The sequence below is a fragment of the Bradyrhizobium sp. CCGUVB23 genome, assembly GCF_024199885.1.
GTDB lineage: Bacteria > Pseudomonadota > Alphaproteobacteria > Rhizobiales > Xanthobacteraceae > Bradyrhizobium.
The window spans coordinates 624,313-650,493 of sequence record NZ_JANADQ010000001.1; the positions used below are offsets into that span (position 1 = coordinate 624,313).

General features: G+C 61.3%; 27 protein-coding genes and 1 pseudogene. 20 read left to right on the top strand and 8 right to left on the bottom strand.

The genetic code is table 11. The annotated features are described in order from the left end of the window. Window positions 1-180: 180 nt before the first annotated feature. The 6 genes from NLN62_RS02655 (at window position 181) to NLN62_RS02685 (ending at window position 7,272) form a co-directional block, all read left to right on the top strand. Window positions 181-1,401 carry an amino acid ABC transporter substrate-binding protein gene (locus NLN62_RS02655; RefSeq protein ID WP_027527798.1) on the top strand — a complete coding sequence of 407 codons (1,221 nt, stop codon included), beginning with the start codon at window positions 181-183 and terminating at the stop codon, window positions 1,399-1,401. A 64-nt stretch (window positions 1,402-1,465) separates the two neighbouring features. Further along, entirely contained in the window at window positions 1,466-2,341 is an 876-nt protein-coding gene (locus NLN62_RS02660) for a branched-chain amino acid ABC transporter permease (protein ID WP_027527797.1), read from the top strand. Continuing rightward, window positions 2,338-4,011, top strand: a complete 1,674-nt coding sequence (locus NLN62_RS02665) for an ATP-binding cassette domain-containing protein (protein ID WP_027527796.1) — start codon at window positions 2,338-2,340, stop codon at window positions 4,009-4,011. Before NLN62_RS02660 ends, NLN62_RS02665 begins: the two co-directional genes overlap by 4 nt. Beyond that, a complete protein-coding gene (locus tag NLN62_RS02670; protein ID WP_254107277.1) occupies window positions 4,004-4,747 on the top strand; it encodes an ABC transporter ATP-binding protein in 744 nt (247 codons plus the stop codon). The genes NLN62_RS02665 and NLN62_RS02670 overlap by 8 nt, the downstream gene beginning before the upstream one ends. Window positions 4,748-4,761: 14 nt before the next feature. Continuing rightward, entirely contained in the window at window positions 4,762-6,213 is a 1,452-nt protein-coding gene (locus NLN62_RS02675) for an aldehyde dehydrogenase (protein ID WP_254107279.1), read from the top strand. 681 nt (window positions 6,214-6,894) lie between these two features. Then, window positions 6,895-7,272, top strand: coding sequence for a hypothetical protein (locus NLN62_RS02685; protein WP_027527793.1), 378 nt, complete (start codon window positions 6,895-6,897; stop codon window positions 7,270-7,272). Window positions 7,273-7,472: 200 nt separating this feature from the next. Here the strand turns inward: NLN62_RS02685 and NLN62_RS02690 are convergent, their stop codons facing one another. Then, window positions 7,473-7,841 carry a rhodanese-like domain-containing protein gene (locus NLN62_RS02690; RefSeq protein WP_027527792.1) on the bottom strand — a complete coding sequence of 123 codons (369 nt, stop codon included), beginning with the start codon at window positions 7,839-7,841 and terminating at the stop codon, window positions 7,473-7,475. A 396-nt stretch (window positions 7,842-8,237) separates the two neighbouring features. On the opposite strand from NLN62_RS02690, the gene NLN62_RS02695 reads away from it, so the two are divergent. The 6 genes from NLN62_RS02695 to NLN62_RS02710 all read left to right on the top strand — a co-directional run bounded on the left by NLN62_RS02695 (window position 8,238) and on the right by NLN62_RS02710 (window position 12,495). Then, window positions 8,238-9,962, top strand: coding sequence for an adenylate/guanylate cyclase domain-containing protein (locus tag NLN62_RS02695; RefSeq protein ID WP_371932897.1), 1,725 nt, complete (start codon window positions 8,238-8,240; stop codon window positions 9,960-9,962). Window positions 9,963-9,984: 22 nt separating this feature from the next. Continuing rightward, window positions 9,985-10,362, top strand: coding sequence for an adenylate/guanylate cyclase domain-containing protein (locus tag NLN62_RS53220; RefSeq protein ID WP_371932898.1), 378 nt, complete (start codon window positions 9,985-9,987; stop codon window positions 10,360-10,362). 175 nt (window positions 10,363-10,537) lie between these two features. Continuing rightward, entirely contained in the window at window positions 10,538-10,675 is a 138-nt protein-coding gene (locus tag NLN62_RS53225; protein WP_371260590.1) for a hypothetical protein, read from the top strand. Next, window positions 10,676-11,218 (top strand): hypothetical protein, encoded by a 543-nt coding sequence (locus NLN62_RS53230; protein ID WP_371260589.1) that lies wholly within the window; start codon window positions 10,676-10,678, stop codon window positions 11,216-11,218. A gap of 423 nt (window positions 11,219-11,641) precedes the next feature. Further along, the gene (locus tag NLN62_RS02705) at window positions 11,642-12,154 is read left to right on the top strand and encodes a hypothetical protein (RefSeq protein WP_254107283.1); all 513 of its coding nucleotides are present in this window, start codon (window positions 11,642-11,644) and stop codon (window positions 12,152-12,154) included. An 8-nt stretch (window positions 12,155-12,162) separates the two neighbouring features. Next, window positions 12,163-12,495, top strand: coding sequence for a hypothetical protein (locus tag NLN62_RS02710; protein ID WP_027527787.1), 333 nt, complete (start codon window positions 12,163-12,165; stop codon window positions 12,493-12,495). A gap of 124 nt (window positions 12,496-12,619) precedes the next feature. Here the strand turns inward: NLN62_RS02710 and NLN62_RS02715 are convergent, their stop codons facing one another. Continuing rightward, complete coding sequence (locus NLN62_RS02715) at window positions 12,620-12,844, bottom strand: alpha/beta fold hydrolase (protein ID WP_254107285.1); 225 nt, start codon at window positions 12,842-12,844, stop codon at window positions 12,620-12,622. Window positions 12,845-13,171: 327 nt separating this feature from the next. On the opposite strand from NLN62_RS02715, the gene NLN62_RS02720 reads away from it, so the two are divergent. Continuing rightward, on the top strand, window positions 13,172-13,627 hold the full coding sequence (locus NLN62_RS02720; protein ID WP_254107286.1) for an SRPBCC domain-containing protein: 456 nt from the start codon (window positions 13,172-13,174) through the stop codon (window positions 13,625-13,627). 268 nt (window positions 13,628-13,895) lie between these two features. Here NLN62_RS02720 and NLN62_RS02725 read toward each other — a convergent pair whose 3' ends face one another. Continuing rightward, window positions 13,896-14,285, bottom strand: a complete 390-nt coding sequence (locus tag NLN62_RS02725) for a cysteine rich repeat-containing protein (protein ID WP_254107287.1) — start codon at window positions 14,283-14,285, stop codon at window positions 13,896-13,898. 607 nt (window positions 14,286-14,892) lie between these two features. Here NLN62_RS02725 and NLN62_RS02730 point away from each other — a divergent pair. Beyond that, complete coding sequence (locus tag NLN62_RS02730) at window positions 14,893-16,332, top strand: acetamidase/formamidase family protein (RefSeq protein WP_254107288.1); 1,440 nt, start codon at window positions 14,893-14,895, stop codon at window positions 16,330-16,332. A gap of 53 nt (window positions 16,333-16,385) precedes the next feature. Here NLN62_RS02730 and NLN62_RS02735 read toward each other — a convergent pair whose 3' ends face one another. Beyond that, window positions 16,386-16,805 (bottom strand): DUF4440 domain-containing protein, encoded by a 420-nt coding sequence (locus NLN62_RS02735; protein WP_254107289.1) that lies wholly within the window; start codon window positions 16,803-16,805, stop codon window positions 16,386-16,388. Between the two features lie 422 nt (window positions 16,806-17,227). On the opposite strand from NLN62_RS02735, the gene NLN62_RS02740 reads away from it, so the two are divergent. The 3 genes from NLN62_RS02740 (at window position 17,228) to NLN62_RS02750 (ending at window position 20,546) form a co-directional block, all read left to right on the top strand. Beyond that, on the top strand, window positions 17,228-18,142 hold the full coding sequence (locus tag NLN62_RS02740) for an AraC family transcriptional regulator (protein WP_254113326.1): 915 nt from the start codon (window positions 17,228-17,230) through the stop codon (window positions 18,140-18,142). Window positions 18,143-18,274: 132 nt separating this feature from the next. Beyond that, the gene (locus NLN62_RS02745; RefSeq protein WP_254107290.1) at window positions 18,275-19,624 is read left to right on the top strand and encodes an NAD(P)/FAD-dependent oxidoreductase; all 1,350 of its coding nucleotides are present in this window, start codon (window positions 18,275-18,277) and stop codon (window positions 19,622-19,624) included. A 478-nt stretch (window positions 19,625-20,102) separates the two neighbouring features. Further along, complete coding sequence (locus NLN62_RS02750) at window positions 20,103-20,546, top strand: CBS domain-containing protein (RefSeq protein ID WP_027527849.1); 444 nt, start codon at window positions 20,103-20,105, stop codon at window positions 20,544-20,546. Between the two features lie 38 nt (window positions 20,547-20,584). Here NLN62_RS02750 and NLN62_RS53235 read toward each other — a convergent pair whose 3' ends face one another. Then, on the bottom strand, window positions 20,585-21,217 hold the full coding sequence (locus NLN62_RS53235) for a group II intron maturase-specific domain-containing protein (RefSeq protein ID WP_371932899.1): 633 nt from the start codon (window positions 21,215-21,217) through the stop codon (window positions 20,585-20,587). Window positions 21,218-21,233: 16 nt separating this feature from the next. After that, window positions 21,234-21,491, bottom strand: coding sequence for a reverse transcriptase domain-containing protein (locus NLN62_RS02755; protein ID WP_254107291.1), 258 nt, complete (start codon window positions 21,489-21,491; stop codon window positions 21,234-21,236). Window positions 21,492-22,942: 1,451 nt separating this feature from the next. Between NLN62_RS02755 and NLN62_RS02760 the strand changes: the two genes are divergently transcribed. After that, a complete protein-coding gene (locus tag NLN62_RS02760) occupies window positions 22,943-23,152 on the top strand; it encodes a PRC-barrel domain-containing protein (RefSeq protein ID WP_027527846.1) in 210 nt (69 codons plus the stop codon). 70 nt (window positions 23,153-23,222) lie between these two features. Continuing rightward, a pseudogene (locus NLN62_RS02765) lies at window positions 23,223-23,390 on the top strand (amidase); the annotation flags it as partial. A gap of 3 nt (window positions 23,391-23,393) precedes the next feature. On the opposite strand, the gene NLN62_RS02770 reads toward NLN62_RS02765, so the two are convergent. Together NLN62_RS02770 and NLN62_RS02775 are read right to left on the bottom strand one after the other, a co-directional pair. After that, on the bottom strand, window positions 23,394-24,101 hold the full coding sequence (locus NLN62_RS02770) for an ABC transporter ATP-binding protein (protein ID WP_254107292.1): 708 nt from the start codon (window positions 24,099-24,101) through the stop codon (window positions 23,394-23,396). Then, window positions 24,079-24,879, bottom strand: a complete 801-nt coding sequence (locus NLN62_RS02775; RefSeq protein WP_371932900.1) for an ATP-binding cassette domain-containing protein — start codon at window positions 24,877-24,879, stop codon at window positions 24,079-24,081. The genes NLN62_RS02770 and NLN62_RS02775 overlap by 23 nt, the downstream gene beginning before the upstream one ends. A gap of 39 nt (window positions 24,880-24,918) precedes the next feature. Between NLN62_RS02775 and NLN62_RS02780 the strand changes: the two genes are divergently transcribed. Next, window positions 24,919-26,154, top strand: a complete 1,236-nt coding sequence (locus NLN62_RS02780; RefSeq protein WP_027527843.1) for an ABC transporter substrate-binding protein — start codon at window positions 24,919-24,921, stop codon at window positions 26,152-26,154. Window positions 26,155-26,181 lie beyond the last annotated feature (27 nt).

The following is a 26,181-nucleotide window of genomic DNA, read 5'->3' on the forward strand; positions in this document are numbered from 1 at the left end:
GACCAGAAATGTCCAATCTTTCGCCGGATTTGTCCATTGCGCGAGAAAAGCCCAAGGTGCTTGCTGGGTCAAGTCTTGGCCATGGCGGCTCGAACAAGCCGCCGAGAAGAAGCCGGGCGACAGGAAACGACCTGCTTTCATCGTTGCGAACAGCCGAGTGAAATCGGAGGGAGGATCGACATGTTTTCAGTGAACCGTCGAACGTTGCTGCGCCTCACCAGCTTGACCGCGATGACCGCGGCGCTGGCGACCTTTACGTCCTTCGCCGACGCGCAAGAAAAAATCCGCGTCGGCTACGCCATTTCCAAGACCGGCCCTTATGCCGGCGGGGCCAGCATCACAACGCTGCCCAATTACGAATTGTGGGTAAAGGATGTGAACGCGGCTGGCGGCATCAAGCTTGGCGATAAGCGACTGCCAGTCGAGGTCGTTGAGTATGACGACCGCAGCAGCTCGGAAGAGGCGGTGAAGGCGATCGAGCGCCTCGCCAACCAGGACAAGGTCGACTTCATTCTGCCGCCCTGGGGTACCGGTCTCAATCTCGCGGTCGGCCCGACCCTGAACCGGCTGGGCTACCCTCACCTCGCCGTCACATCCGTAACCGACAAGGCGCCGGAGCTTGCGAAGCGCTGGTCGAATGCGACGTTCTGGCTCGGCACGTCCGCGCAGATTTCCGAGGCGCTTGCCGACCTGCTGGGCAAGTTGAAGAACGAAGGCAAGATCGGCACCAACGTCGCGATGGTCAGCGTCGCCGATCAATTCGGCATAGAGCTGGCCGCCGCAGGCCGTGAGGCCTTCAAGAAGCACGGCTTCACGCTCGCCTATGACAAGACCTATCCGCTGGGGTCGCAGGATCTCCAGCCGCTGCTGAATGACGCGATTGCCGCCAAGCCCGATGCGTTCATCGCCTTCAGCTATCCGCCCGACACGATCGCCCTGACCGAGCAGGCGCAGCTCCTGAAGTTCAACCCGAAGATCTTCTATGTCGGCGTCGGCACTGCCTTTCCGCTCTACAAGGGCAAGTTTGCCGCCAACAGCGACGGCGTGATGGGGATCGGCGGCTGGAACGCAGACTCCCCGCTTCTCAAGGACTATCTCGCGCGCCACAAGACAGCGACCGGTAAGGAGCCGGATCGCTGGGCGAGCCCGATCACCTATGCGAGCCTCCAGGTGCTGCAGCAGGCGATCGAAAAGGTCGGCAAGGTGGATCGCGCTGCGGTTGCAGCCGAAATTCGCTCAGGCACGTTCGACACTATCATCGGCAAGGTCAAGTTGAAGGACGGCCTGCTTCAGGAGGTCTGGAGCGTCGGCCAGTGGCAGAACGGCGAGTTCTACGGGCTCGCGCCGACCACCCTGCCCGGTGCACGCGCGCCCGTGGTGCCGAAGTCGCAGTGGCAGTGACGGCAACCTGGCGGGCAGGTCTCGTCGTGAGGCCTGCCCCCGCCGGCCAGTAGGACACCGCTTCATGTTGCTGTTCGATATCGTCCTGCCGGGCCTCGTGCTTGGGGGCATGTACGCCCTCATCGCACTCGGGCTGACACTGCAATACGGCGTCGCGCGCGTCATGAACCTCTCCTATGGCGAGTCGCTCATTGCGGCCGCGTTCGGTGCCCTGTCCCTCTACTCCGGTCTCGGATTGAGCCCGCTGGTTGCGCTGCTGCTCGCCGTTCCCTGCGCAGCGGCGCTGAACTGGCTGCTCTACCGGTTCCTGCTCGAACGTCTCATGCGGCGCGGCAAGGACCGCGGCGCCAAGGAGATCGACAGCATCCTCGTCACCTTCGGCATGCTGTTCGTCATCCAGGGCATCATGCTGGTCGCGTTCGGTGGCCAGTATTACAGCTACAGCTATCTCTCCATCCCCGTGGTCGTGCTCGGCACGACGCTCGCGGTTAACCGGCTCGTAGCGCTGCTGTTCGCGGCCGTGATCGGTACCGCCGTCTATCTGGCGCTGACGCGCACGCGGATCGGCACGGCGGTCCGCGCCATCGCGGTCGATCCCGGTGCGGCGCGACTGGTCGGCATCGACGTGCCGTCCATGTCGGGCTTCGCCTTTGCCTGCGGCGGCGGTCTGGTCGCGATCGGCGGCGTGCTGGTCAGCATGTTCCTCACCTTCAATGCCTCGATGGGCGTTGTCTTCACCATGAAGGCGCTGGTGGTCGTGATCATGGGCGGCGTCGGCAACGTAATGGGCGCGCTGGTGGCCGGACTGATGCTCGGCGTCGTCGAGACCGCTGTCGCGCGATTGGTCGATCCCGGCCTGACGCTCGCCGCTACCTATGCACTGTTCCTGGTGGTTCTGCTCATCAAGCCCACAGGGCTGTTCGGGAGGGCTGCCGCGTGAGCGCGAAGGCCGCCAGGACACTTGGATGGTGTGCGGCGCTCGCGCTCGCCGCAGCCGTCGCCGCATTGCCGCTCTATGCCAATGGCTATTATCTCGCGCTCGGCATCAGCGTCCTCTACTTCACGATCCTGGCGACCGCCTGGGCGATGTTCTCCGGGCCGACCCGATACATCTCGCTTGCGACTGTCGCCTTCTTCGGCATCGGCGCCTATACGGCCGCCGTCCTCGGCGAGACATGGTCCTGGCCTGTCGTGCTGCTGGCCGCCGCCGTGCTCGGCGCGCTGGTCGCCGCGATCACGGGTCTGTCCACGCTGCGTCTGTCCGGCATCTACTTCGTGATCTTCTCCTTTGGACTCGCCGAGTTGATCCGCCAGCTCGTGATCTGGTACGAGGTCAACGTCCACAAATCCGTCGGCCGCTATCTCTTCAGCGCCGTGACGCAGGATGTGCTCTACTGGCAACTGCTCGGCCTCACCGCGCTCGTTTTCCTGACCGGCTTCCTGCTCGGCCGCTCGCGTTATGGTCTGGCGCTGCGCGCAATCGGCGCGGATGAGACGGCGGCCAGCCATTCCGGAATCGACGCCACCCGCATCAAGCTCGCGGTATTCATCCTGAGCGCCATCTTCATGTCGGTGACGGGCGCGGTGATGGCGCCGCGCTGGACCTATATCGATCCGTCGATCGTGTTCAATCCGATGATCTCCTTCCAGGTCGTCATCATGGCGCTGCTCGGCGGCGCCGGCTCGCTATTCGGTCCGGTGCTCGGCGTGATCCCGCTGGTGCTGCTGTTCGAGGTTCTCACCGCGACGCTGCCGAACCATTTCAGTATCGTGCTCGGCGCGATCTTCGTGCTCATCGTCATGATGCTGCCGAAAGGTGTGATCGGGCTGGTTGCGCCCTGGTCGTGGTCGATACCGGCGAACGGCGCCTCCAGCGCTGCGCCTGTCCGCGACGAAAGCGGACCGCTGCTGCGCGTGGACGACGCCAGCAAGTCGTTCGGCGGCCTGCGCGCGGTCGACAAGGTCAGTTTCGAGGTCGCGCGGGGGCAGATCGTCGGCATCATCGGTCCCAACGGCTCCGGCAAGACGACGCTGCTGAATCTCATGTCCGGCGCGCTGGTGCCGGCATCGGGCTCGATCCGGTTCGGCGGCACCATGATCGGCGGACTGAAGCCATACCGGATCGCCCGGCTCGGACTTGCCCGCACCTTCCAGCTGGTGCGGGTGATGTCGGATTTGACCGTGGCCGAGAACGTCGCGGCGGCTGCCTTGTTCAGCGCAGCGCCGGCAAAAGCGACGAGCCGGGAGGTGCTCGATCTCGTCGGGCTTGCACCGATGCACGACACGCCGGCCGGCGAGCTGACCTATATCGACCAGAAGCGGCTTGAGCTCGCGCGTGCGCTCGCGCTCTCGCCGCAGTTGGTACTGCTCGACGAATGGCTCGCAGGCCTCAACCCGAGCGAGCTCGAGACCGGCATATCTCTGATCGCGAAGCTCCGCGACCGCGGCATGACCATCATCATGGTCGAGCATGTGATGGACGCGATCCGTGCGCTGTGCGGCCATTGCATCGTGATGAACGCCGGCAGCGTAATCGCGCGCGGCGTCCCCGACGATGTCCTGTCCGACCCAACGGTCGTGACCGCCTATCTGGGAGGCGCCGATGCTTGAGATCGCCGCCCTCTCGCACTTCTACGGCAAGCATCAGGCCTTGGCGGATGTGAGGCTCGACATCGCCAGTGGCGAGATCGTGGCGATCCTCGGCGCCAACGGCGCAGGAAAATCGACGCTGCTGAAGAGCATCGCCGGCCTCGTCACGCCGACGTCCGGCGCGCGCATCCGCTTCGAGGGAGCAGATATCGCAAAGCTGCCACCCCATCAGATCGTCGAGCGCGGCATCTCGCTGGTGCCGGAGGGGCGAGCCGTCTTCGGCGAGCTGACGGTTGCGGAGAATCTGCAGCTCGGCGCCTACCCTGCCCGGGCCCACGCCGGTGAAGAGCAGCGGCTTGCCAAGGTGCTCGCGCTGTTCCCGCGCCTGACCGAACGCATGACCCAGGCCGTGCGGACGATGAGCGGCGGCGAGCAGCAGATGGTCGCGATTGGCCGCGCTCTGATGTCGAACCCTGTCCTGCTGCTGCTCGACGAGCCCTCGCTCGGTCTCTCGCCCTTGCTCAGCCGCGAGGTGTTTCGCGCGCTGGCGCAGATCCGCGAAAGTGGCGTTAGCGTGCTGCTCGTGGAGCAGAACGCGCGCGCCAGTCTCGACATCGCCGACCGGGTCTATCTGATCGAGTCCGGCCGCAACGCGGGCACGGGTTCGGCAAGCGACATGAAGAACAATCCCGACATTCAGCGCGCCTATCTCGGCAAGGCGCGCGCGCCGACCACCGCGTCACAGCCATCCCCGTAACCATGGAGCGTCCCATGAACGCAATCGACCTTCTCATCGGCGGCAAGGACCAACAGGCGACCAACCAGCGCACCTTCCAGCGGCGTAATCCTATCAGCGACGAGGTCGCGACCATCGTAGCCGCGGCCTCGATCGACGACGCCATGCGCGCCGCCGATGCCGCCGCCGCAGCCTTCCCGGCCTGGTCGCAGCTCGGCCCCTCCGAGCGCCGCAAGCACCTTAGCGCTGCGGCCGACATCCTCGCGCGCCGCGCGCCGGAATTCACGGAGCTGATGGTCGCCGAGACCGGTGCCAACGCCGGCTGGGCGGGCTTCAACGTCCATCTCGCCGAGGGCATGCTGCGCGAAGCGGCTGCGATGACGACGCAGATCTCGGGCGAGATCATCCCGACCGACAAGCCCGACAACCTCGCTATGGCGTTCCGCCAGCCGGTCGGTGTCGTGCTCGGAATCGCGCCTTGGAACGCGCCTGTCATCCTCGGCGTGCGTTCCGTCGCGATGCCGCTCGCCTGCGGCAATACGGTGGTGCTGAAGGCGTCGGAGATGGCCCCGGGCGTGCATCGGCTGATCGGCAGCTGCCTCACTGAGGCCGGCCTCGGTGACGGCGTCGTCAATGTCGTGACCAATGCGCCTGAAGACGCACAGGCGGTGGTCGAAGCGCTCATCGCGCATCCGGCGGTACGGCGAGTGAACTTCACCGGCTCGACCCGGGTCGGCCGTCTCATCGCGCTCGCTTGTGCGAAGCATCTGAAGCGCGCCTTGCTCGAGCTGGGCGGCAAGGCACCGCTCGTCATCCTTGACGACGCCGACCTCGATGCGGCCGTGAACGCGGCCGCCTTCGGCGCCTTCATGAACCAGGGCCAGATCTGCATGTCGACCGAGCGCATTGTGGTCGACGACAAGGTCGCCGACGCGTTCATCGCCAAGTTCGCCGCGAAGGCAAAGGGTCTGCCCTATGGCGATCCGCGCAAGGGCAATGTCGTGCTGGGCTCGCTGGTCAGCGCTGCCGCCTGCGACCGTGTCGGCGGCCTGATTGACGATGCCGTCGCCAAAGGCGCCGTAATCGCGGCCGGCGGCCGCGGCAAGGGCACGATCATGCCAGCTACAATCGTCGACCGCGTCACGCCGGCAATGCGCGTCTATGGCGAGGAGAGCTTCGGCCCCGTGGTCACTGTGGTCCGCGTCAGCGGCGTCGATGAGGCTGTGCGCGTCGCCAACGACACCGAATACGGCCTCTCCTCCGCCGTATTCGGCCGCGACATCCCGCGCGCGCTCGCGGTTGCCAAGCGCATCGAGGCCGGCATCTGCCATATCAACGCGCCCACCGTGCACGACGAGCCGCAGATGCCGTTCGGCGGTACCAAAGCGTCAGGCTACGGCCGCTTTGGCGGCAAGGCCGCGATCGATGAGTTTACCGAGCTGCGCTGGATTACGGTGCAGACCGGGCCGCGGCATTATCCATTTTGAAGGGCGCGACTGAATATCTGCAAAGGAGCCCAAGAGGAGATGCGCCACCACCCGGTTTCGTGAGTGATTTCAGGCCGGGCGGGCGATCTGGCTGGGGCGGGAGGGATCGAACCTCCGAATGGCGGAATCAAAACCTGCTTGATTATTCAACGATTTCAGGCCGCGTTTGGAAAAAATGGCGGGATTCGCTTCTAGTAGTATCAATTGCTTAGCAGGCATTTCCAAATAGGGAAGCGCCTCTCCGAGCGAGGATCGTACCCGACTGCACGGGACTGCTCGCGTGAGAGTGCTTCACCGCTAGGTATTTAGTCCCCGGCATTTGCTGGAGCGGATTCAGTTGAATCGTTCTGGCTGGGAAGTCCAGCATTTGCAGATGTATTCGTAAGGCGTGAGGCCCTTCAGGGTCTTCAGCCGCCGAGCGTAGTTCACTACACCCGATATTTGCTCGCGTAGTGCTTTCCGAGAATCTTGCGGGTCTGCTCCGTAAGGCGCTTGTTACCAAGCGTCGGAGGCCGGGCGCTGGGCTTTCGCACCTTCAGGCAATCCGTTCCTCGTCTCCGTTTCCTTTGTAGGCGCATCGCAGCAAATCGAGTCGTAACGGACCCGCCCTCATTCATGTCATTCGGCCTGCAATATTGACCCCCTAAGCCGGGGGATCGGCGTCCAAAATTTGGGAGCCGATTGACATGCAAGGAGCGGGAACGGAAGAGCGCCGAGAAGCGCAAGCGGGAGGAAGCCCAGCAGAAGGAGCGGCAGGCCAAGCTGGAAGAGCGCAGGCGCAACCCTAAAACACCGCTCGACGCCTACCGCAATTGGATGGAAACGTGCCCTCACCCGTCCGGTTCGAAGAAGCGCAGGGAATGGAAGCAGACCAATCCGCTGGTGTTCAACGGCATCACCTACGTCAACCATTGGTCGCCTCAACGGTCCAACAGCGGCAAGACCACCCGCTGGCGTGGATGGTTGAGAGGATCTGACAGTAGCCACCACGAAATCATGGATGAGCACGTCAACAACCGGCGCAACGATCCCAAGCGAGACTGGGGGCTTCCTGAGTAATCAGGCTGGCATCCCGAGGGCATCGAAGGCTGCCCTGCCATCGGTAGGTGATCGTCAGGACATTAGCGGATCGCGGAGGGCCTCGGCGTGCGATGACCGATACGCCGCCACAAAGCCCTGCCCGAGTTGTGGGAAACCCATGATCGTTGTGTCGTCCGAGGACAAGAAGTTCGGGTCCCGAAATGGGCGCATTGGATTGGCTACTTCTCGACCGCTCCCGTCCAGTCCTTGAAGCCGCCGACGTTATAGACCTTCTCGTATCCCATATCCTTGAGCACCTTGCCAGCCAACGCCGACCGGCCGCCCGAGGCGCAATAGAGGATCACGGTCTTCCCCTTGTCGAAGCTCTTGTCATGGTACGGCGACTCGGGATCGGCTCGAAATTCCAGCATTCCCCGGGAAACATTTAAGGCTCCCGCGACCTTGCCGCTTGTGGCCACTTCCGGTGCATCCCGAACGTCAAGGATAAGCGTATTACCCGCCTTGATCATGTCGGCAGCTTGGTCGGGCGTAATTTTGGGAACTGCGGCATTGGCAGCTTCGAGCATTTGTTTGACGTTTGTTGCCATCGGACACTCTCCGTTTCCGCCATTCGACCACAATAGCACTGCGGGCCAGGAACGTCTGCGAAGTGTTGCGGAACTTGGTAGGCTGGCGGCGGCTTGCCCTTGAAGTTAGCAGTTCGAAGCTGAGGGGGCGGGCTCGCTCGCAGGGGCTCGGTGCGCGCGGAGAGGCTCATCAAGGTCCAAGGCTTCCCCGCGTCGAGGCTTGAGCTTGCTTCTTACCCGTGCCCGTTCATGCAGGATGCCACCGCCCCCGGGTACCGCAGTCGTCACCGGCGTCTCGATTGAGACCGCGAGAACACTTGCCTCCGAGTTCCACCTTCGTACAAGATGCGATCAGGAGCGGGCTTTACCATGGAGCCAGCACAACCACCTCGGGTCGGACGTAGGCTGGCGGCAATTGTGGCCGCAGACGTTGCCGGTTACTCGCGGCTCATGGGGCTCGACGAGGTCGGCACCGCCCGAACACTCCTCGAACACCGCAAGGTTACCGATTCCCTCGTGGCGAAGCACGGGGGTCGTCTCGTGAAGACCACGGGGGACGGCGTGCTCCTTGAGTTCCCCTCGGTGGTCGATGCGGTCGAATGCGCCGTGGCGGTGCAAGCCGTGATGGCCGAGCGCAACCAAGGCGTCCCTGAGGACCGGCGTATGCTGCTTCGGATAGGGATCAACCTCGGCGACATTCTGATCGACGGGGAAGACATTCTTGGTGATGGTGTCAACATCGCGGCTCGGCTTGAGGGGATCGCCGAACCGGGCGCTATCTGCATCTCGTCATCCGCTTTTGAACAGGTTCGCGACAAGGTCCCGGTGGATTTCGCCGACCTTGGCGAGCAGGCACTCAAGAACATCGCTCGGCCGATCCGTGCCTATGCGATTGGCCTGAGCGCGAATGCACGTCGGCCCGCCCCGCTGTCGACTTCGGCTCCCCGTCTGTCCATCGTGGTGCTGCCGTTTGCCAACATTGGCGGCGGCCCCGATCAAGATTATTTTGTCGATGGGGTGACGGAGAGCTTGACTACGGACTTGTCGCGCATCAACGGCGCATTCGTAATAGCGCGCAACACCGCGTTCACGTTCAAGGGCAAAGCTGTCAACGTGAAGCAGGTCGGGCGCGAGTTGAACGTTCGCTATGTGCTGGAAGGCTCGGTGCAGCGCGGCCGCGACCGGCTTCGGGTGAACGTGCAACTGATCGACGCCGAAAGCGGCAATCACTTATGGGCCGAGCGTTTCGACAAAACCGTCGTCGATTTGTTCGATATGCAAGACGAAATTGCTGCGCACGTGGCGCGGCAACTCGACACCGCGTTGATTGCCGCTGAGGCCCGCCGCGCCGCGCAATCGACAATACCCGACTCGACAGACCTCTATTTTCAAGGAATGGCGTGGGCAAACAAGGGAATAACTCCTAACCATCTGATGCAAGCCCACGGTTTCTTCGAGCGCGCTCTGGCGCTTGACCCCGATAATGTTGAGGCACTCATCGGTACCGCTGGGGTCGAAATTACCTTGGCGGGCGCGTATACCACCGATGATCGAGCCGCACGCCTTGCGGCGGCCAGTGCAGCTTTGACCAAGGCTCTCTCACTCGCGCCCAATCAAGCGCTGGCGCATCTGTTTTTGGGGCGCCTCCTAATTTTTTCGAACCGCGGACACCAGGCCATCGCCGAATGCGAACGGGCATTGGCTCTGGACAGGAATTTGGCGGCCGCTCACGCTACGATCGGTCTGGCCAAGTTCTTCATCGGTCGCAGCGAGGAAACCGAGGCTCATGTCCGCGAAGCGCTCCGTCTCAGTCCTCGCGACACGTTTGCCTTCAGTTGGATAGCCTCGGCTGGCGTTGCCAAACTCTATCTCGGCGACGACAGGGAGGCGGTCACGTGGCTCCGCCACGCGATCGAAATCAATCGAAATCTTCCCAACGCCTATTTCTATCTCGCCGCCGCCCTATCCAATCTCGGTCAGGTCAATGAAGCGGAAGTCGCGGTGACGAAAGGGCTCGCGATCAACCCTACCTATACAATCAACGGCTTCCGCACTGGCCCGTCGAGCGATAATCCAACGTTTCTTGCTCAGCGCGAACGCATTTACAAGGGTATGCAAATGGCCGGGGTGCCGGAAGGGTGAGGGCTTAGGGATTGGGGCACACATGTCAGACCCTACGAAAGTCAGCCGACGCCTTGTCGCCGTCTTCGCAGCAGATGTGGAAGGCTACAGCCGCCTCATGGGCACCGATGAGGTCGGCACGCTCAAGGGCCTGACCGAACGGCGCGCAATCCTCGACAGGTGCATTGGTGATCACAGGGGCCGCATAGCCAATACGGCTGGCGATAGTGTCCTTGCGGAGTTCGGAAGCGCTGCGGACGTCGTGCACTGCGCGGTAGAGGCGCCGGCTGCCTTGGCCGAAGCGAACTCCAATCTCCCGTTAGACAAGCACATCAACTTTCGCATTGGTATCCACGTCGGTGACGTGATGGTGCGCGCGGGTGATCTGTTCGGAGACGGAGTGACCATCGCGGCGCGGTAGCAGGCTTTGGCGCAGCCGGGTGGCGTTCGCGTTTGTGGGACGACCTATGAGCAGGTCAGGAAGGTTTGCCGGTTGCCTTCACTGACATGGGCCTGCAGCAGGTCAAGAATATCGAGGACCCGATCAGGGCCTACGCCGCTCGCGAGCTCGTAGTGCGCCCGTTGCCGAGGATAGCTTGAGACCACTTCCTCTATCCGACAAGCCTTCCATCGCCGTGCTGCCGTTCGAGAACATGAGCGGCGACCCCGAACAGGAATACTTCGCGGATGGGATGGTTGAGGAGATCATAACGGCGCTGTCGCGGTTCAAATGATTGTTCGTGATCGCTCGAAACTCGAGCTTCACGTTCAAAGGAAAAGCCGTCGATGTGAAGGAGGTCGGACGCAGGCTCGGCGGTCGCTATGTCCTTGAGGGGGCTGTGCGCAAGGCGGCGGGGAAAGTTCGCATCACGGGGCAGTTGATTGATGCGATGACGGGTGTACACATTTGGGCGGATAGGTTCGAGCGTGACCTGACGGACGTTTTCGCTCTTCAGGACGAAGTGACGGTCGCCGTTGTCTCAACCATTCAGCCAAAATTGCTTCAAACAGAAATTGGCATGGCGACGCGGCGGCGTCCAGAAAACCTCACCGCCAACGATTTTTTTCTAAGAGCCATGCAACAGTATCACCTGTCGACGCGCGAAGGGACGATAGTGCTGGCTCATCGAGCTTTGGAGCTGGACCCTCGGTTCGGCTTTGTCGCTGCTCTGGCAGGCGTCTGTCACATGCAAAACGTCCTTTGGGGCTATGCTGTCGATCCTCAATTCCACACGCGAGAACACTCGCGACGCAAAGAAGTTTCCAATCGTATTTAGCTAGAACATCAATTACGGCTTTCACCGCAATCTACTCGGGCTGCGTCTCCCCGGCTTCTACTTGAACGCTTTGACCCTTCTATTTTGCCTCGCAGTGCTATGGTTTCGCTTCCATATCGACCTGACTCGATCAGGCCCTCGCCACTGTCGTCGACATCGCAGTCCTGCATGGGCCTTATCTCGCCTTTTTCGTCAACGAGCAGAACGTATTCCAAGCAGCGCGCCTCTATGCGCGCCAGCTCTTACTCAGCATTGACAAGCTAAACGGGCGAACGGGGCAGACCACCGCGACGCGCTCGCAGTCAAGGGCGAAAGAGGAAGGCTGATGTCGGAGGCGTGGAGGGGTCGGCGGAACATCGCGCCGAACAGTCATGACATGAAGGGGCACGCGGCGCCGTTCTCGCCTCGTCGGAACTCTAGTCGATGGATGAATACAGGCACGAAATCTCTGGGATGTACGGGTGCGCCGTTCATGAGGCTGGCCATGCCTTGGTCGCCTGGGCGCTGGGGGAACGCGTTAGGAAAATTGTCGTCGGGGTGAAAGGGGACGAGACGGCTGGCAAAGCCGAGACGGATCCGTCAAACCATTTGCCACCGTCTGACCAGATCGCGATCTGTGCCGCGGGTAGCGACGCGCAATTCATGTTGGCAGCGCTTACGAACGACAAAGCCGCGATGATGGACATGAATGAGATAAGAGAACTTATCGAGGACTGCAAGGAGGCCGAGGGCGACGCTCTGCGCTATGAAGGTCGAGCATGGGAAGGTTTGTTAATTCGGCTCATGGCCCTTCCCGAATTTACGAATCACGCCGTAGGTCCGCTTTGCCCACAAGCTGCCCTCCACGAGGTCGCATGTTTGATGCATCTCCTGGAAGGAGACCCTGGTCCCGTGATGGCCCGATATGCTTTGATGCGAGGAGCCGGAAACGCGTAGGTGGCCTCATGTATATGGTCATTCGAAAGTACACCAAGGTTCGTTCGGTCGCGGATGCTGCTCGCCGCGCGAAAAGTGGCATCGGTCAGATCCTAAGGGAATCGCACGGCTTCAGATCTTATTATGTATTGGACGGGGGCGAAGGCGTCGGCGCCGCTGTGATGATATTCGACGACCAAGAAAGCGCCATCGCGGCGAACGATAGAGTACTGGCATTTGTTCAAGCAAGCTTGCATGACCTTGATCTTGGAGACTCCGAAATTCTCGCCGGGGAAGTTCTGGTGGATATAGAGACGGATGCGTCATCATTCGTGAAGGCTCATCCAGCGCGTGAACGCTAGGTCGCGCGAGATAACGGATGCAAGTCGTCCCGCGGCCTCCGCCCCTGATGCCTGACGCCTGCGCCGCCGTTCTCCGACGATTGGATGTCGAGGTCACCCGGTGCCGTGCGGATCGGTCGCTAAACTAGCGCAGCGTCTCGACCGTCTCGACCTGCTCACGGATGAGCCTCGCGACATCCGACGCATGGGTCGCGATCATGAAATGACTGGCGCCGGGAACGGTCACCAGCGACGATTTGGAGACTGCGTTAGTCAGCACCTCGGCGACGCGCTGAACGACTGGATGACCGCGCTCGCCTAGCACGAAGAGGCTTGGCGCAGTGATGCCTGCATAGGCGGCAATCGGCATATCGAAACCCCACGGTTGCGACCGCCGCCGCATCGATCGGGAGCGGATTCCTCGTCCGACCAGCGAGCTCGCACATGCCTTCACTATGAAAAGGACCGACTAAGGGCTGGCGAAGTGCGTACCCAATCAGCAGGCGGCGTCGGGCCTCTGGCACTGAGACATTCGTGGGGTCGTTGGCTGCGCAAGCGGTGTCGCGACCATGGCGCGACGGCCCTGGTCTGTCACCGCGCGGATGGTGCAGCCACCTCGCGGGGCCTATCCTGGGAGAAAGGCTTGCCCTACCTTCCCCGCTGCAGGTGGCAGGCATGACAGCTGTGGAGGAAACCGATGCAAGAGGCACTCGTCGTCCGCCGCGAGACGCACATCCCGGCGCCGCGCGCCGCGGTATTCGCGTTCCTCACTGATCCGGAGAAGATCCTCCGGTGGATGGGAACGGAGGCGCAGGTCGATCCTCAGCCCGGCGGGCTCTATCTCGTCAACGTCACCGGCGCTCGCTTTGCCCGTGGGTCCTTCCGCGAGGTGGTGCCAGTGCACCGCCTAGCCTATAGCTTCGGCTGGGACGGCAGCGAGGTGGTACCGCCGGCGTCAAGCCTGGTCGAGATCGACCTGATGGAGCAACCGGACGGAACGCTGCTGCGCCTGACCCATACGGGCCTGCCCAGTGCCGAGCAATGCGCCGGCCACGCAGAAGGTTGGGCCCATTACCTCGACCGGCTGGCCGAGGTCGCAGCGGGACGCGACCCGGGCCCGGACCCCTGGCACGGCCGTACTGGTAACGATTGAACGCGGTCGCACCTCAGCCGATGCGACGCGATCATCGCCGCCTGCCCGTCTTGATGATTAGCGGCTGGCGCAGAAGCTGCCACCTCTGCCCTCCGGCGCGGCGTTGCATCTGGGCGAGATACTGTGGGGCGAAACGGCGAGGTCGGAAGCTTTCCGTCCCGAGCGCTGGATGAGCAATCTTGTTTCTTGGGTAGCTCTGTTCGCTGATGCAGGCCTAACGCAATTTGTCCCCCTTGTAGTGAGGGCTCCGGGTCGCGGACAATGATTTCTAAAGATCCCCTCCCCCCAAGATTTTCTTGCCCGCTGCAGCCTGGGACATCGCATCCCTGCAGGGATCGCTCACCTCTGCCATGTGCGATTTTATGCAGGCTCTGATACCGCCGGTGCCCGGCACAATACCGGCACACAGGTTCGTAACATCGGTCTTGCACACCTTTGCGGTCACCGCCCCCGTGAGCACTCGGTCCTCGCAGGTTGGCGACAGATTGGTCAAGTGCGATTTTATGCAGGCCTTGATCCGGCCTTCGCCGGGCTGAACGCCGGCGCACAGTGTCTTGATATCGCCGGCGCAGGGCTTGCCCGCCTGCTGTGCCACGGCGACAGACCCTGACAGCAGCAGCACTGTCAAAATAACAAGCCCAGATTGCATTCCTGCCATTTTAGATCCCTCTATGAGATGCAAAAGGGCGGATTTGGGGTAATTATCCGATAATATCCGAAGGCCGGCCGCGTCGTTAGAACGACGCTGCCGGGACGCTATAAGCGGTTTGTGAAGATGGCACAAAGCGTAGCGCGCGAAGAGTGGCCCGTACTGCGCATCGCATTTCCGCCTTGGGTCAAGAGCGTTGTTTTGAACATCTCTCGGCCTCTTCCGGTGTTCACCGTTAAGCAGACCACTTCAGAGTGGCGTCGGACTTCGCATTAGCGCCAAGGGCAGACGTCTCAGCCTGCTGCGATCTTGTGCGCCCAATCGGAGATGGTGCCGATCGCAAGCGGCATGCTGCCGACTTGACAGTGCGCTTGGGCCTGCTCCTGCGCGGTCATCTTCGCTCCCAAAGCTGCGACAAGAGAACGTAATGATTCCCGGGCCCCAGGCGTTTGGACAGCGTGGCTGTCGGATTACATCGCTTGCGGTGAAGCAAGTTTGAGCGTTGGATTCCGCGGGTGGGCCAAGCGAGGCTAGTTTGGCTTGATGCGGGCCGCAATTCCTGCGGGTTACCAAGCCACCTCCTGCCCGGCTAATTCGTCAGAGAGGAGTTACCATCATGTGCGCAGGCGATGATCAAGCGTGCCCGCAATTTGAGCTCCATCGACAGAAACTCCTTGAGGACCTCGACCAAGAGCGGCGCGCATTCCTTAAGAGCGCATTCGCCGCGGGCGGTGGCGCGGCCGCGTTGGCTGCGAGCGGCACGCTGGCCACTCCGGCATCGGCGCAGACTAAGCCCGGCCAGCCGACCTACCACTACTTGCCGGCCAACTCGGACACGGTGCATTGGGGCTATTTCAGCAAGCTATTAAAGCCTCAGCTCGAACTGGATTCGGGCGATTACATCACCATCGAGGCCGTGACCCACCACGCCGGCGACGATGTCGAACGTATGGTCAAAGGCGATCCGGGTATTGAGAGCATTTATCTTTGGACCAAGGATAAGAAGGGCGTCAATCGCCGTGGGGCCGGCCCGATCGACGGTAAGCAGCTCGGACGCGGCGCAGGCGAAGGCTTCGGCGTGCATATCTTGACCGGTCCAGTTTTTGTTCGCGGCGCCGAGCCGGGCGATATCATTGAAGTCCGCATCATGGATGTAATGCCCCGGCCTTGCGCTAATCCGGCGTTCCCGGGCAAGTCATTCGGCAGCAACGCGGCGGCCTGGTGGGGCTTCCATTACAATGATCTGCTCACTGAACCGAAGCCGCGCGAGGTGTGCACGATCTACGAAATCGACACCAGCGGGCAGCAAAACTGGGCGCACGCGGTCTATAACTTCCGCTGGGTGCCTCAGACCGATCCGTATGGCGTGGTGCACAAGATCATCGACTATCCCGGCGTGCCGGTCGACCATTCGATTGTGCAAGAGAGCCACAACATCCTCAAAAACGTCCGCATCCCGATCCGACCGCATTTCGGAGTCATGGGCCTGGCGCCAAAAGAAGCCGACGTCGTCGATTCTATTCCGCCGAGCTATTTCGGCGGCAACATCGATAATTGGCGCATCGGCAAAGGCGCGACCCTGTACTATCCGGTCGCAGTGCCAGGCGGCTTACTCTCAGTCGGCGACTCGCACGCCGCGCAAGGCGATTCTGAATTGTGCGGCACCGCCATCGAAATGTCGCTGACCGGGACCTTCCAGCTTATCCTGCATAAGCAGAATTCACTGAGCGGTTCGCTCGCCGGGCTGAATTACCCGCTGCTTGAGACGCAGGACGAATGGGTTCTGCACGGATTCAGCTTCCCCAATTATCTCGCGGAGCTCGGCCCTACGGCGCAGCAGGACATCTACAAGAAATCCTCGATCGATCTCGCGCTAAGGGATGCGTTTCGCAAAATGCGTGGCTTCCTAATGACCACTAAGGGACTGACCGAGGACGAGGCGATTTCGCTCATGTCCATCGGAGTCGACTTCGGCGTCACGCAGGTGGTCGATGGCAATTGGGGCATCCACGCGATCATCAAGAAGAACCTGTTTGCCGGTATAGCGACGGCTTGACGCTCTAGGACCCATGAAGCCGGACGAGAATGTAGTTAACGCAACCAAATTCCTCAGTTCTTCGGAAGAACGTGAGGCGAGGAATGGTGATGTGCAATGCACCGCTCATCTCCGTGCTTGGTGATGAGCATGGTGAAGCGCGACGGAGCTGGCACTGGCTTGCCATCCACTATACGAGTAAACGTGTAGAAGCCGGCGACAACGGCGGCGCTGTCGTTGATTGTTGTTGTGCGCCGCTCTTCAATCGTGTTCGTGTTGCCGCTTCCTTTTATGGGCGCGAAGTATTTTACTATCGCTTGCGTCCCCTCGGAGATGACTGGACTAACAGTTCCGAGAAGGATTGCGGCCGGACAATAGGTCTTAGCAATGGTCTCTGGATCGTTGGTGCCATAAGCGGCTGACCAACGATCTACTGCAGCAATTGCATCTTCCGACGGGCCAGCCAACGCTAGAGTGGATGACACCATCGCCATTGCAAATAGATGCAACCCTAATAACTTGTGCCATTTCTTCCCCCCTTCGAAATGAGTACGATCTTTTGAGAGGGCCTAGGCTGGCTAACACAGTTATCGCAACTGGGTTATACATACACGGCGGTGCCGCTAATGGAATGGTCCGGCCGCGCGTATTCGACGGGAGGCGCCTAACAGGACGGCTATGGACAATGAGCCGACATTTTTAACTCAAATTCTATCGGGGAAACGGATGATGAAGCCGCCGACTCATGCGCACGGCTTAACGATATGTCAGTGCACGAACTGCAAATCACAGATACCGACCGTAATTTGTCGCAGCATCTAATCCCGACGTCTTATCAAGGCTGGAGGTCCCCATGTCTACGGACGCAGCCGAATTCGCATCGCATCGATTCTCGACGCGCGGGCTTCCGGAGCGGATGAGAGTCCCACTATGGCGAGAGAACTTTGGGCGAGGCATAGTCCACGTCGATATAGAGCCCCTATCGGACGTACCGTTTCAAGCTGACGCAACGCTGCAAGCCGTCCGGGGGTTGCGCAGGCTTGCACTGAAAGGCTCCTCCATGCGATTCAAGCGCTTGCAAGCGAGCATCGCTGATGGTGACGACTCGATCGGAGTCATCGTCTGCTCTCCCGGCAGAAGTCTGCTGTCGCAGCGCTTCCAGCAAGTTGAGCTTCGCGCCGGCGACGCAATCGCAATTCTGCATTCGGAGCCCGCCACCGTCACCTATGTCGACGGATTGCTATTCGGTCTGGCCGTGCCCCGCGACGCACTTGCACGGCGCGTGGCGAATGTCGAAAGCCGCGCCATGCGGCCGATTTCTCACCGAAATGAAGCGCTCCGACTCCTCATGGTTTGTCTAAAGTCGGCATTCAAGGAGGGGGCTCTGGCCGCCCCCAGGCTGCGTGATGCGGTCCTGGCTCACATCCATGATCTCGTGGCGCTCGCGATCGGCGAGTGCACTGCCTTAGGCGAGAGCAATGTGAGCGGGGTCGTGGCCGCGCGCCACAGCGCCATCCTCGACTACATCGCGGCGCACTTTCAGGAGCCAGAGCTCAGCGTCGAGACGGTAGCCCACTGCCAAGGCATCTCACCTCGCTATCTGCAGCGCTTGATCGCGTCATCAGGATCATCGTTCACCGGGCACGTGAATGAGTTACGTCTCCAACGGGCGCTCGAGCTGTTAACCGAGCCTCGCGCAAGCACACAGCGAATTTCCGACATCGCGTTAGAAGTCGGCTTCTCGGATGTTTCGCATTTCAATCGATTGTTCCGGGCTCGTTTCGGCGATTCGCCACGTGGCGTGCGTTGCGCCGGAAGCTGTGCCAGGTGACCTCGACCCGCGAGTGGCGCGAGATCTGGGGTCTTGACCGCAATCCGAGCCATCATCACCGGGCCCCGTCCGCTCGGCCGCGCTTCAACCGCTTCGTGTCGATCAAGACATACTTGGGAATGGGAGGTGGCGATGACATCAACTCTGATCGGCAAGCAGGCCGTCGTGATCGGCGCGGGAATGGGTGGGCTCGCGGCCGCAGGGGCGCTTGCCGACCGCTTCGAGCAGGTCGTTGTTCTGGAGCGCGACACTCTGCCCTCGGAGCCCGCGCATCGCGCCGGGACACCGCAGGCGCGGCATGTGCATGGGCTGCTGCTCAGCGGCCAGCGCGCCCTCAGCGAGCTGTTCCCGGGGTTCGAGCAGGATCTCGCAGGGGCGGGAGCCGTGCGGCTCCAGGCCGGTCTCGATCCTCGCCTCGAGCCCCCGGGCTACAATCCCTTCCCGCAACGCGATCTCGGCTGGTGCAGTTACGCGGCGTCACGGCCCACCATCGAGCGCGTCGTACGGCGTCGGGTGGAAGGTCTCGCCAACATCATGCTGCGCCAGCGCTCCCGGGTCACGGAAGTGTTGGCGTCGCCAAATGGAGAGGCGGTCACCGGCGTGCGCTGCGAGAATGACAAGGGCGCGAGCGAGACGATCGCTGCGGATCTTGTCGTCGACGCCTCCGGACGCGGCACGCCCACTCTCGCCCTGCTGCAATCGATCGGCCGACCGCTGCCCGAGGAGACCACAATCGGCATCGATCTCTCCTATTCCACATGCGTCTTTGCCGTCCCCGACGACGCCCCGACCGAGTGGAAAGGCGTCATCACCTTCGCCCAGGCGCCCCACAATCGCCGGGGCGGCATCTTGTTTCCGCTCGAGGGCAACCGGTGGATGGCAACGCTTGGCGGCCGCCTCGGTGAAGTCCCGCCCGGCGATGCGGAGGGGTTCCTGACGTATGCTCAATCGCTTCGGACGCCGACGATCTACAATGCGATCAAGCACGCCAGGCGCCTTGACGGGGTCGCGCGCTACGGCTTCCCGGAGAGCATGCGGCGCCATTTCGAGCGGCTCGATGATTTTCCCCGCGGGCTGTTGCCGATCGGCGACGCAATTTGTCGGTTCAATCCCGTCTACGGGCAAGGCATGAGCGTGGCCGCCCTGGAGGCGCGCCTGCTCCAAGGGCTTCTCGAGAGACTAGCAGGAAACCGCGATCCAATCGCCGGGCTGGCACCTGCTTTCTTCGCCGAAGTGCCGACGCTGATCGAGACGCCGTGGTCGGTGGCCATACTCGACTTCGCGTTTCCCAATACGCGCGGGCAACGTCCGGCGGATTTTGAGATGACGCGCAACTTCGGTATCGCCCTGACCCGACTCGCCGCCGAAGATCCGGCCGTCCACAAGCTAACCGTCGAGGTCCAACATCTATTGAAGCCACGCAACGTCTATCGCGATCCTGCGCTCGTGCAGCGTGTGCTTACGAAAATGGCCGAGGTGTGACTCTTGCGGGGAGGGATTGACGCCGTTTTCAAGCGTGCCGACGGGCACGCCGCCGCAATGGATCAGCCAAGACGTAATTGCTGCGGTGCATGAGTCTCTTCATGGCCCAGGCTGTGTGAAGCCGAACTGCGCTTAAGCCGTTGTGATGTCGGCTGTTGACGGTAAACCGGACGCCGGGGTGTGCTTGCCTTGACCGCTGCTTGTGACCCTGGCTGTGTAAAAACGCGAAGGATTGAAACACGGCTAGAATTACATTCTGCAGTTTGTCATCTAAGTTGAAATCGCTTGCGAGCTTGAGCGCCAGAGCGCCCTTGCGGAAGTCGGGTTGCCAAACTCACTGCGGTGCACAACATCCCGATCGTAGGCGACAGAGGTGGGGTTAGCTTCCAAGGGGCGGTCCATGAGGAGCTCGTTTTGATCTCTGTCAAAACCGCAAGCGGATTTTATGCGATGTTGCGATCCTGCCTCCGGTGCCGCCATGACGACTGTTCGTCATATCCTGGAAGATAAGGGCCGTCGGGTATGGTCTGTGCGTCCTGGCGACAAAGTCTACGACGCAATTAAGATGATGGCCGAAAAGGACGTTGGCTCGCTTGTCGTGCTGGACGGCAGCAGAATAGTCGGCATTGTCACGGAACGACACTACGCCCGCAACGTATTCTTGAAGGGGCGCGCGTCGCCACAGACGCCTGTCGACGATATCATGGAGCGCAACGTCGTATGCGTTGGGCAAGACCAATCAATCGAGGAATGCATGGCGCTCATGACCACGAAGCGCCTACGCCATCTGCCGGTGACCGAAAATGGCGCGCTGCTCGGCATTGTTTCGATTGGTGATCTGGTCAAGAGCATCATCAGCGACCGGGAATTCTTGATCGAGCAGTTGGCGCACTACATCAGCGGCAGTCCCCGACCTGATTGACGTGGAACGAGGCGCTACGGTCGAGCCAATGGGTGAATTTACGCTCGAAGGTATTGGACGTCCTCTGGCAACGTATAACGTGCTCGGTGCCAAACCTGCAAAATTGAACGCCGGTGCATGACGCCGCGCGATGTCGGCGCGTGGCCATCAGAGTCCGGACGCCTCACTGCGGTACATAGCGGACTTGATTTGCTCCCGTTGAGTTCTTCGCATTTTGGTGGAGTCGAGATGTGGCGCGGTGGCTTTAGGCTGCACATATCTGTTGCCGCCTCTTTCGTCTGGCGGTGCCTTAGTGGTGCAGCCGTGACTCGTTTCCACATCCCGCTCGTCGAACCGGACAGGCAGATCTCCTGCATCCGGCCCTCGGACAAGACGCCTTCACCCACGGCAGGTCGCCCAAGCGCGGCTAGACGTACGAGTCCGAAGTGCCCGTAGAGGTGCAAGAGTGGATAGGTCCCGCCCCTGCGTCGCCTGACCCTGTGCTTGCTGCGTAACCACCGGCGCAACCGCACAGCGGTGTGGTTGTCGATCGCCCGGTACACTTTGATGACGGTGCCCACATTGAAGTAGTTCGCCCATCCGCGCGGCGTGCGGTTCAACTTAGCCACCAGCTCTGTGGTGTCTTGCCCTAATCCGGTTCGAGCCGTCAGCGCATGAATGGTTTCCACCATGCCTTGATGCTTTTCTTCAACGGCCGGTATCCCAGGCGCGCCTGGCCGGTCTCGCTGAGTACATCCGCCCGAACGAGTAGCCCAGGAAGTCGAACTCTCCTTCCGGCACCTTACAGATTCGTGTCTTCTCCTCGTTGACCGTCAGCTTCAGCTTTCCCATGATCACGCGCAGTTGTCGCAAGGCTTCTTCAGCTTTGCCCCGCCTGCACAGGATTACGAGGTCATCGGCATAGGTCACGATGCGAGAGCCGAGGCTTCGCTCCAGCCCGAGCATCTTCCATCCCGGGCAAAGTTTCACGCTGGGAACGCCGCCTCGACGATCCACGGGTAGCGCTTGGCCTTGGCGGCCTTGAGGGCTTCATTGTTTCCATAGCTTTAAAAGTTAGGTGGCCGTTGGCTAACCAGCGAACCTTCCGCGCCGTCCAGAAAATAGCCGTGTTCACTCTCGGCTCGGCTGTGCGGATGTGGGCCGTTGGGTGCAACCAACATCACAGCGGTAACCAACTTCCGTTCGTGGTCGTCCTCGTCCACGATACCACCAAGCGTTCGGGCGTAATTCAGGAACGCCGCCTCGTCGAACACGGCAAAGCGCTGGATGAACTCCAGATATTTGATTCCTCATGATTGATCCCCACGCTTCCACGCAATGAGGGTCGGCCCGTGCCGAGACCTCCCGGGTCGGCTGGCGCGCGTGGCGAAAGGCTACACCTCAAGGGGTTTGTGGTGAAGGGCGTTTGTGTCTGGGGGCCCCCCGGGCCCCCGGGGGATTTTTCCGCGCCGGTAAATCCAACCCCCGGGCCGAGGCGAGACGCACTTTAACGGCCGCCCACCGAGCGCGGGCGGATGCGCTGGAGATCGAGGCTGGCGATGAGTAGCTTCTCTAGGTGAGAGAATCTGCCTGATGGATGAACCAGACAGCCACCAGCAACGTTGTGGCAGAAGGCGGGGATAGCACCCCGCGATGCGATCACCGGCCCGAGAAGACTCGAGCAATCGCGCCCCCCGGTGGTCGCGCTCCGCACCAGCGCCGCCTCGAGGGCGGCCCGGCGACCGCGGAGGGCGGGCGCAACGGGGCCGCGGCCAGCGTTGCGCGAAAATGGGAATACAGATCGGGCGTAGATCAAGAGCGATGCGGCTTCGCACCAGCACCGAACGCAAATTCAATTTCGGATGATACGCTGATCATCATAGGCCTCGCGCTTGTTGGCCTCGCGCTCCAGCGCAAATTCTCGGAGGAGCCGCGCAACAAGAGCGGCGAAGATCAAGAGTCTGAAGGTAGCCGCACCACACGACGCTGACACCGCATCAACGCAGGGCCCCGAGGCCGACAACTGAGGCGGCCTTTTTACATCAGCGGCCCGCAGCGTTCCGTAAGCACGCTACGGGCCTAGCCGAAGCGAGGTGAAGGGGAACCAAACCTCGCTGGCTAGCATCACGCTATGTCGGAACGGGAAAAGGAACTTTGACCCATCTCAAGAGGGATAAAACGATTTAGGACACTTCAAGATTCAACTTAGGACACTTGGGGCAAAATACGGACAGTACCACTTCACCGCCTTCATCTCGGCCAGCAACTCACCCGCCCTAATCTCCGCCCGTAGCCACAGCCTTAAATCGGTATCAGATATCGCCGTGCTGGCCGGCGATATCGCTTTGCGTCCCTGTCACGAGTTGTACGCTTTCATATGCGACGGCGCAGCCTATCCCCGAAAGCCTAGCCACGTCATGCCAACCGAACTGCGAGCGTTCACGATCCTTGTCGAATTCGATCAAGCTCAAACCGAGCTTGTCGGCAAAGCCGTCGTCCTGACCGACGGAAAGGCCGGGACCGTCGAGCAGGTCTGGCTCGATGAACGGCACGGCTTGCGCATTTCGGTCAGAGGCCACGACGGCAGGTGGCCGGTCTCAACGATCAAGTTGGCGCAGACGGATTGATGCCCATATATTTGCGCGAGGACGGTTTCACCGACTTCACCGATTTCACCTTGCGCCTTACTCGGACCAGAACACGTGTCCCTTCGACGTGAGCGGCCATCCCGCCTTCACGGTTCCGTGCGGCAGGGTGGGCGGGCTGCCTATCGGCATGATGCTGGTCGGCCCCCACTTTGACGAAGCGACGCTGATCAACGCGGGCCAGGCATTCGAGCAGATCGGGGACTGGCAGAGCCGCTGAACGTCAAAGGCCCATCCGCTCAGAAATAAGCGCCCGATCGCCAAGTGCGGACGGCGCGAGCTCGTCTGTTATCCGACCCTTTTGCATGATCAAGACGCGCTGCGCCAGCGTGGCGACTAGCTTGAGATCTTGCTCCACCAGGAGGATCGTCAAATTCCAGGCGCTGCGCAGCACCTGCAGCCGTTCGGCGATGTCATCGACGATCGATGGCTGCACACCGTCGCTCGGCTCGTCGAGCAACACCAGGTTTGGTCGGCCCGCGAGACAGCGAGCCAGAGCCAGCACTTGACGCTCGCCGCCCGAGAGCATGCGGGCACGACGATCGAGCAGCGGCCTCAGGATCGGGAAGCGCTCCAACAGCTCCGGCACGGCGCTCGGCTCAATGACGCCGAGTTCGCCCATGCGCAGGTTTTCTCGCACAGTCAGGTCAGGGAAGACCCCCTCGCCTTGTGGAACGTAGCCTATTCCGGCGCGCGCCCGATGAGCCGTCCGAACGCGGGTGACGTCCCGCCCCTCATATCGGATGACCCCCGCAGTCGCCTGCAGCTCGCCGATCAAGGTCTTCAGCAACGTCGTCTTGCCCATCCCATTGTGTCCCAGCACGCCGACGAGTTCGCCGCGAGCGATCGAGAACGATACGCCGGCGAGGATGCCAATACGGCCATAGCCCGCGTGCAGATTCTCGACATCAAGTATGGCGCGACCTGCCAAGATACACCTCGCGCACGCGCGGATCGCGTTGCACGTTGTCCATGGCGCCTTCGACGAGGATGCGTCCCTGGTGAAAGACCGTGACGAATGAATTCAGCCTGCGGATGAATTCCATATCGTGCTCGACGACGACGACGCTCGCGTCGCTATTGATAACGCGGATAAGCTCGACCGTTCGGTCGATCTCTTCTGCCGCCATCCCCGCCGTGGGCTCGTCAAGCAGCATCAGCTTCGGGCGTTGGGCCATGACCATACCGATGTCGACCCATTGGCGCATGCCGTGCGCAAGTGTCCCGACGGTCTGCTTGGCCACGTTCCCCAGATTGAGGCGATAGATCATCTCATGGACGGCGACTCGGGCACCGGTCGTCGAATGCCGAAGGCGCGCCGCAAGCCACAGATTCTCCGCGACACTGAGACCCTCGAACACGCTGGGGACCTGGTTCTTGATCCCGATTCCGAGGCGCCCGATTGTGTGTGGCGCGCGGCCAGTGATCTCCTGCCCATCGAAGATGATGTGTCCACCGCTGGCACGAAGCTGACCGGTGACGAGCTTGAAGAAGGTGCTTTTGCCCGCGCCGTTCGGGCCGATCAAGCAGCGCAACTCCCCGCGTCGCATCTTGAAATCCACGCCGGCGACCGCCTGGACGCCGCCGAACCACTTCTCGAGGCTTTGCGTCTCGAGCACCGACTCTTGGCTCATTGAGGCGCTCGGCGCCCTCATGAGGACTTGATCTGCATCGCGGTCCGGTGGGATAATGCAGCTTGCGCGCGTCATAACGCATTATAGCTGAAGCATAGGCAATGGAGGAAGCCCATGTTGACTCGCAGGACAGCGCTTTTTCAACTCAGTGCAGCGTCGCTCGGTTTGGCCCTGGCGAATATGCCGCAACGCCGCGCCGAGGCGGCGGACGAGATTGTCGTCGGCAACCTGCTCGATTCCACCGGACCGATTAACATCTACGGCCTGCCGATGGTCGATGCCACGAAATTCGCGATCGACGACATCAATTCCTCGGGCGGGGTCTTAGGAAAAAAACTTCATCTCGTGCAGTTCGATACGCAATCCAACAATCAATTGTACACACAATACGCTACGCAACTGTTGCTCGAAAGCAAGGTCGCGGTCCTCATGGGAGGCATCACCAGCGCTTCGCGCGAAGCCGTCCGGCCGGTCGTCAACAAATATGGCGCCCTGTACTTCTACAACGAGCAGTATGAAGGCGGCGTATGCGACAAGAACGTCTTCTGCACGGGCGTGACGCCGGCTCAGCAGATCGGCAACCTGGCGCCGTGGGCGGTGCAGGAGCACGGCCCCAAGTTTTATACGCTGGCGGCCGACTACAACTACGGCCATATTTCCGCGGACTGGGTGAAGGTTTACCTCCAGCAGGCGAAGGGCGAGCTCGCAGCGCAAGAATTCATTCCGCTCGACGTGGTCGATTTCGGCTCGGTCATTCAGCGCATCGAGAATGCGCGGCCGAACGTCGTGTTTTCCTTGCTGGTCGGTGGCAACCACATCGCCTTCTACCGGCAGTTCGCCGCCGCGGGTCTGAACAAGAAAATCCCGATCGTCTCGCCGACTTTCGGTCTCGGCAACGAGCAGATCGTTCTGAAGCCGGAGGAGGTCGAGGGATTGACCGTAATTTATCCGTACTTCCAGGAGCTCGACAACGAGACCAACAAGAAGTGGGTAGCCGCTTGGCGTCAACGGTACGGCGCCGACTATCCCTACATCACCGACTCGGCCAATACCGTGTGGAACGGCTGGCATCTCTGGGCCATGGCCGCCAACAAGGCGGGATCGCTCGAGCCGGCCAAGGTCATTGCCGCGCTGGAGAGCGGACTGTCCTTCGACGCGCCGGAAGGCAAGATCAGGCTCGACCCGCAGAGTCATCACGTTGTGCATACGGTGCATCTTGCGAAGGTCAACGACAAGAAGGGCTTCACGATCTTCAAATCGATCGAGAACGTCGAACCCTCGGACACTAAACAGGTCTGCGACCTGATCGGGAAGCCCGACCAACACACGCAGTACACGCCGAAGTTCTGATGACAGACGGCGGCGACGGCTGATCCG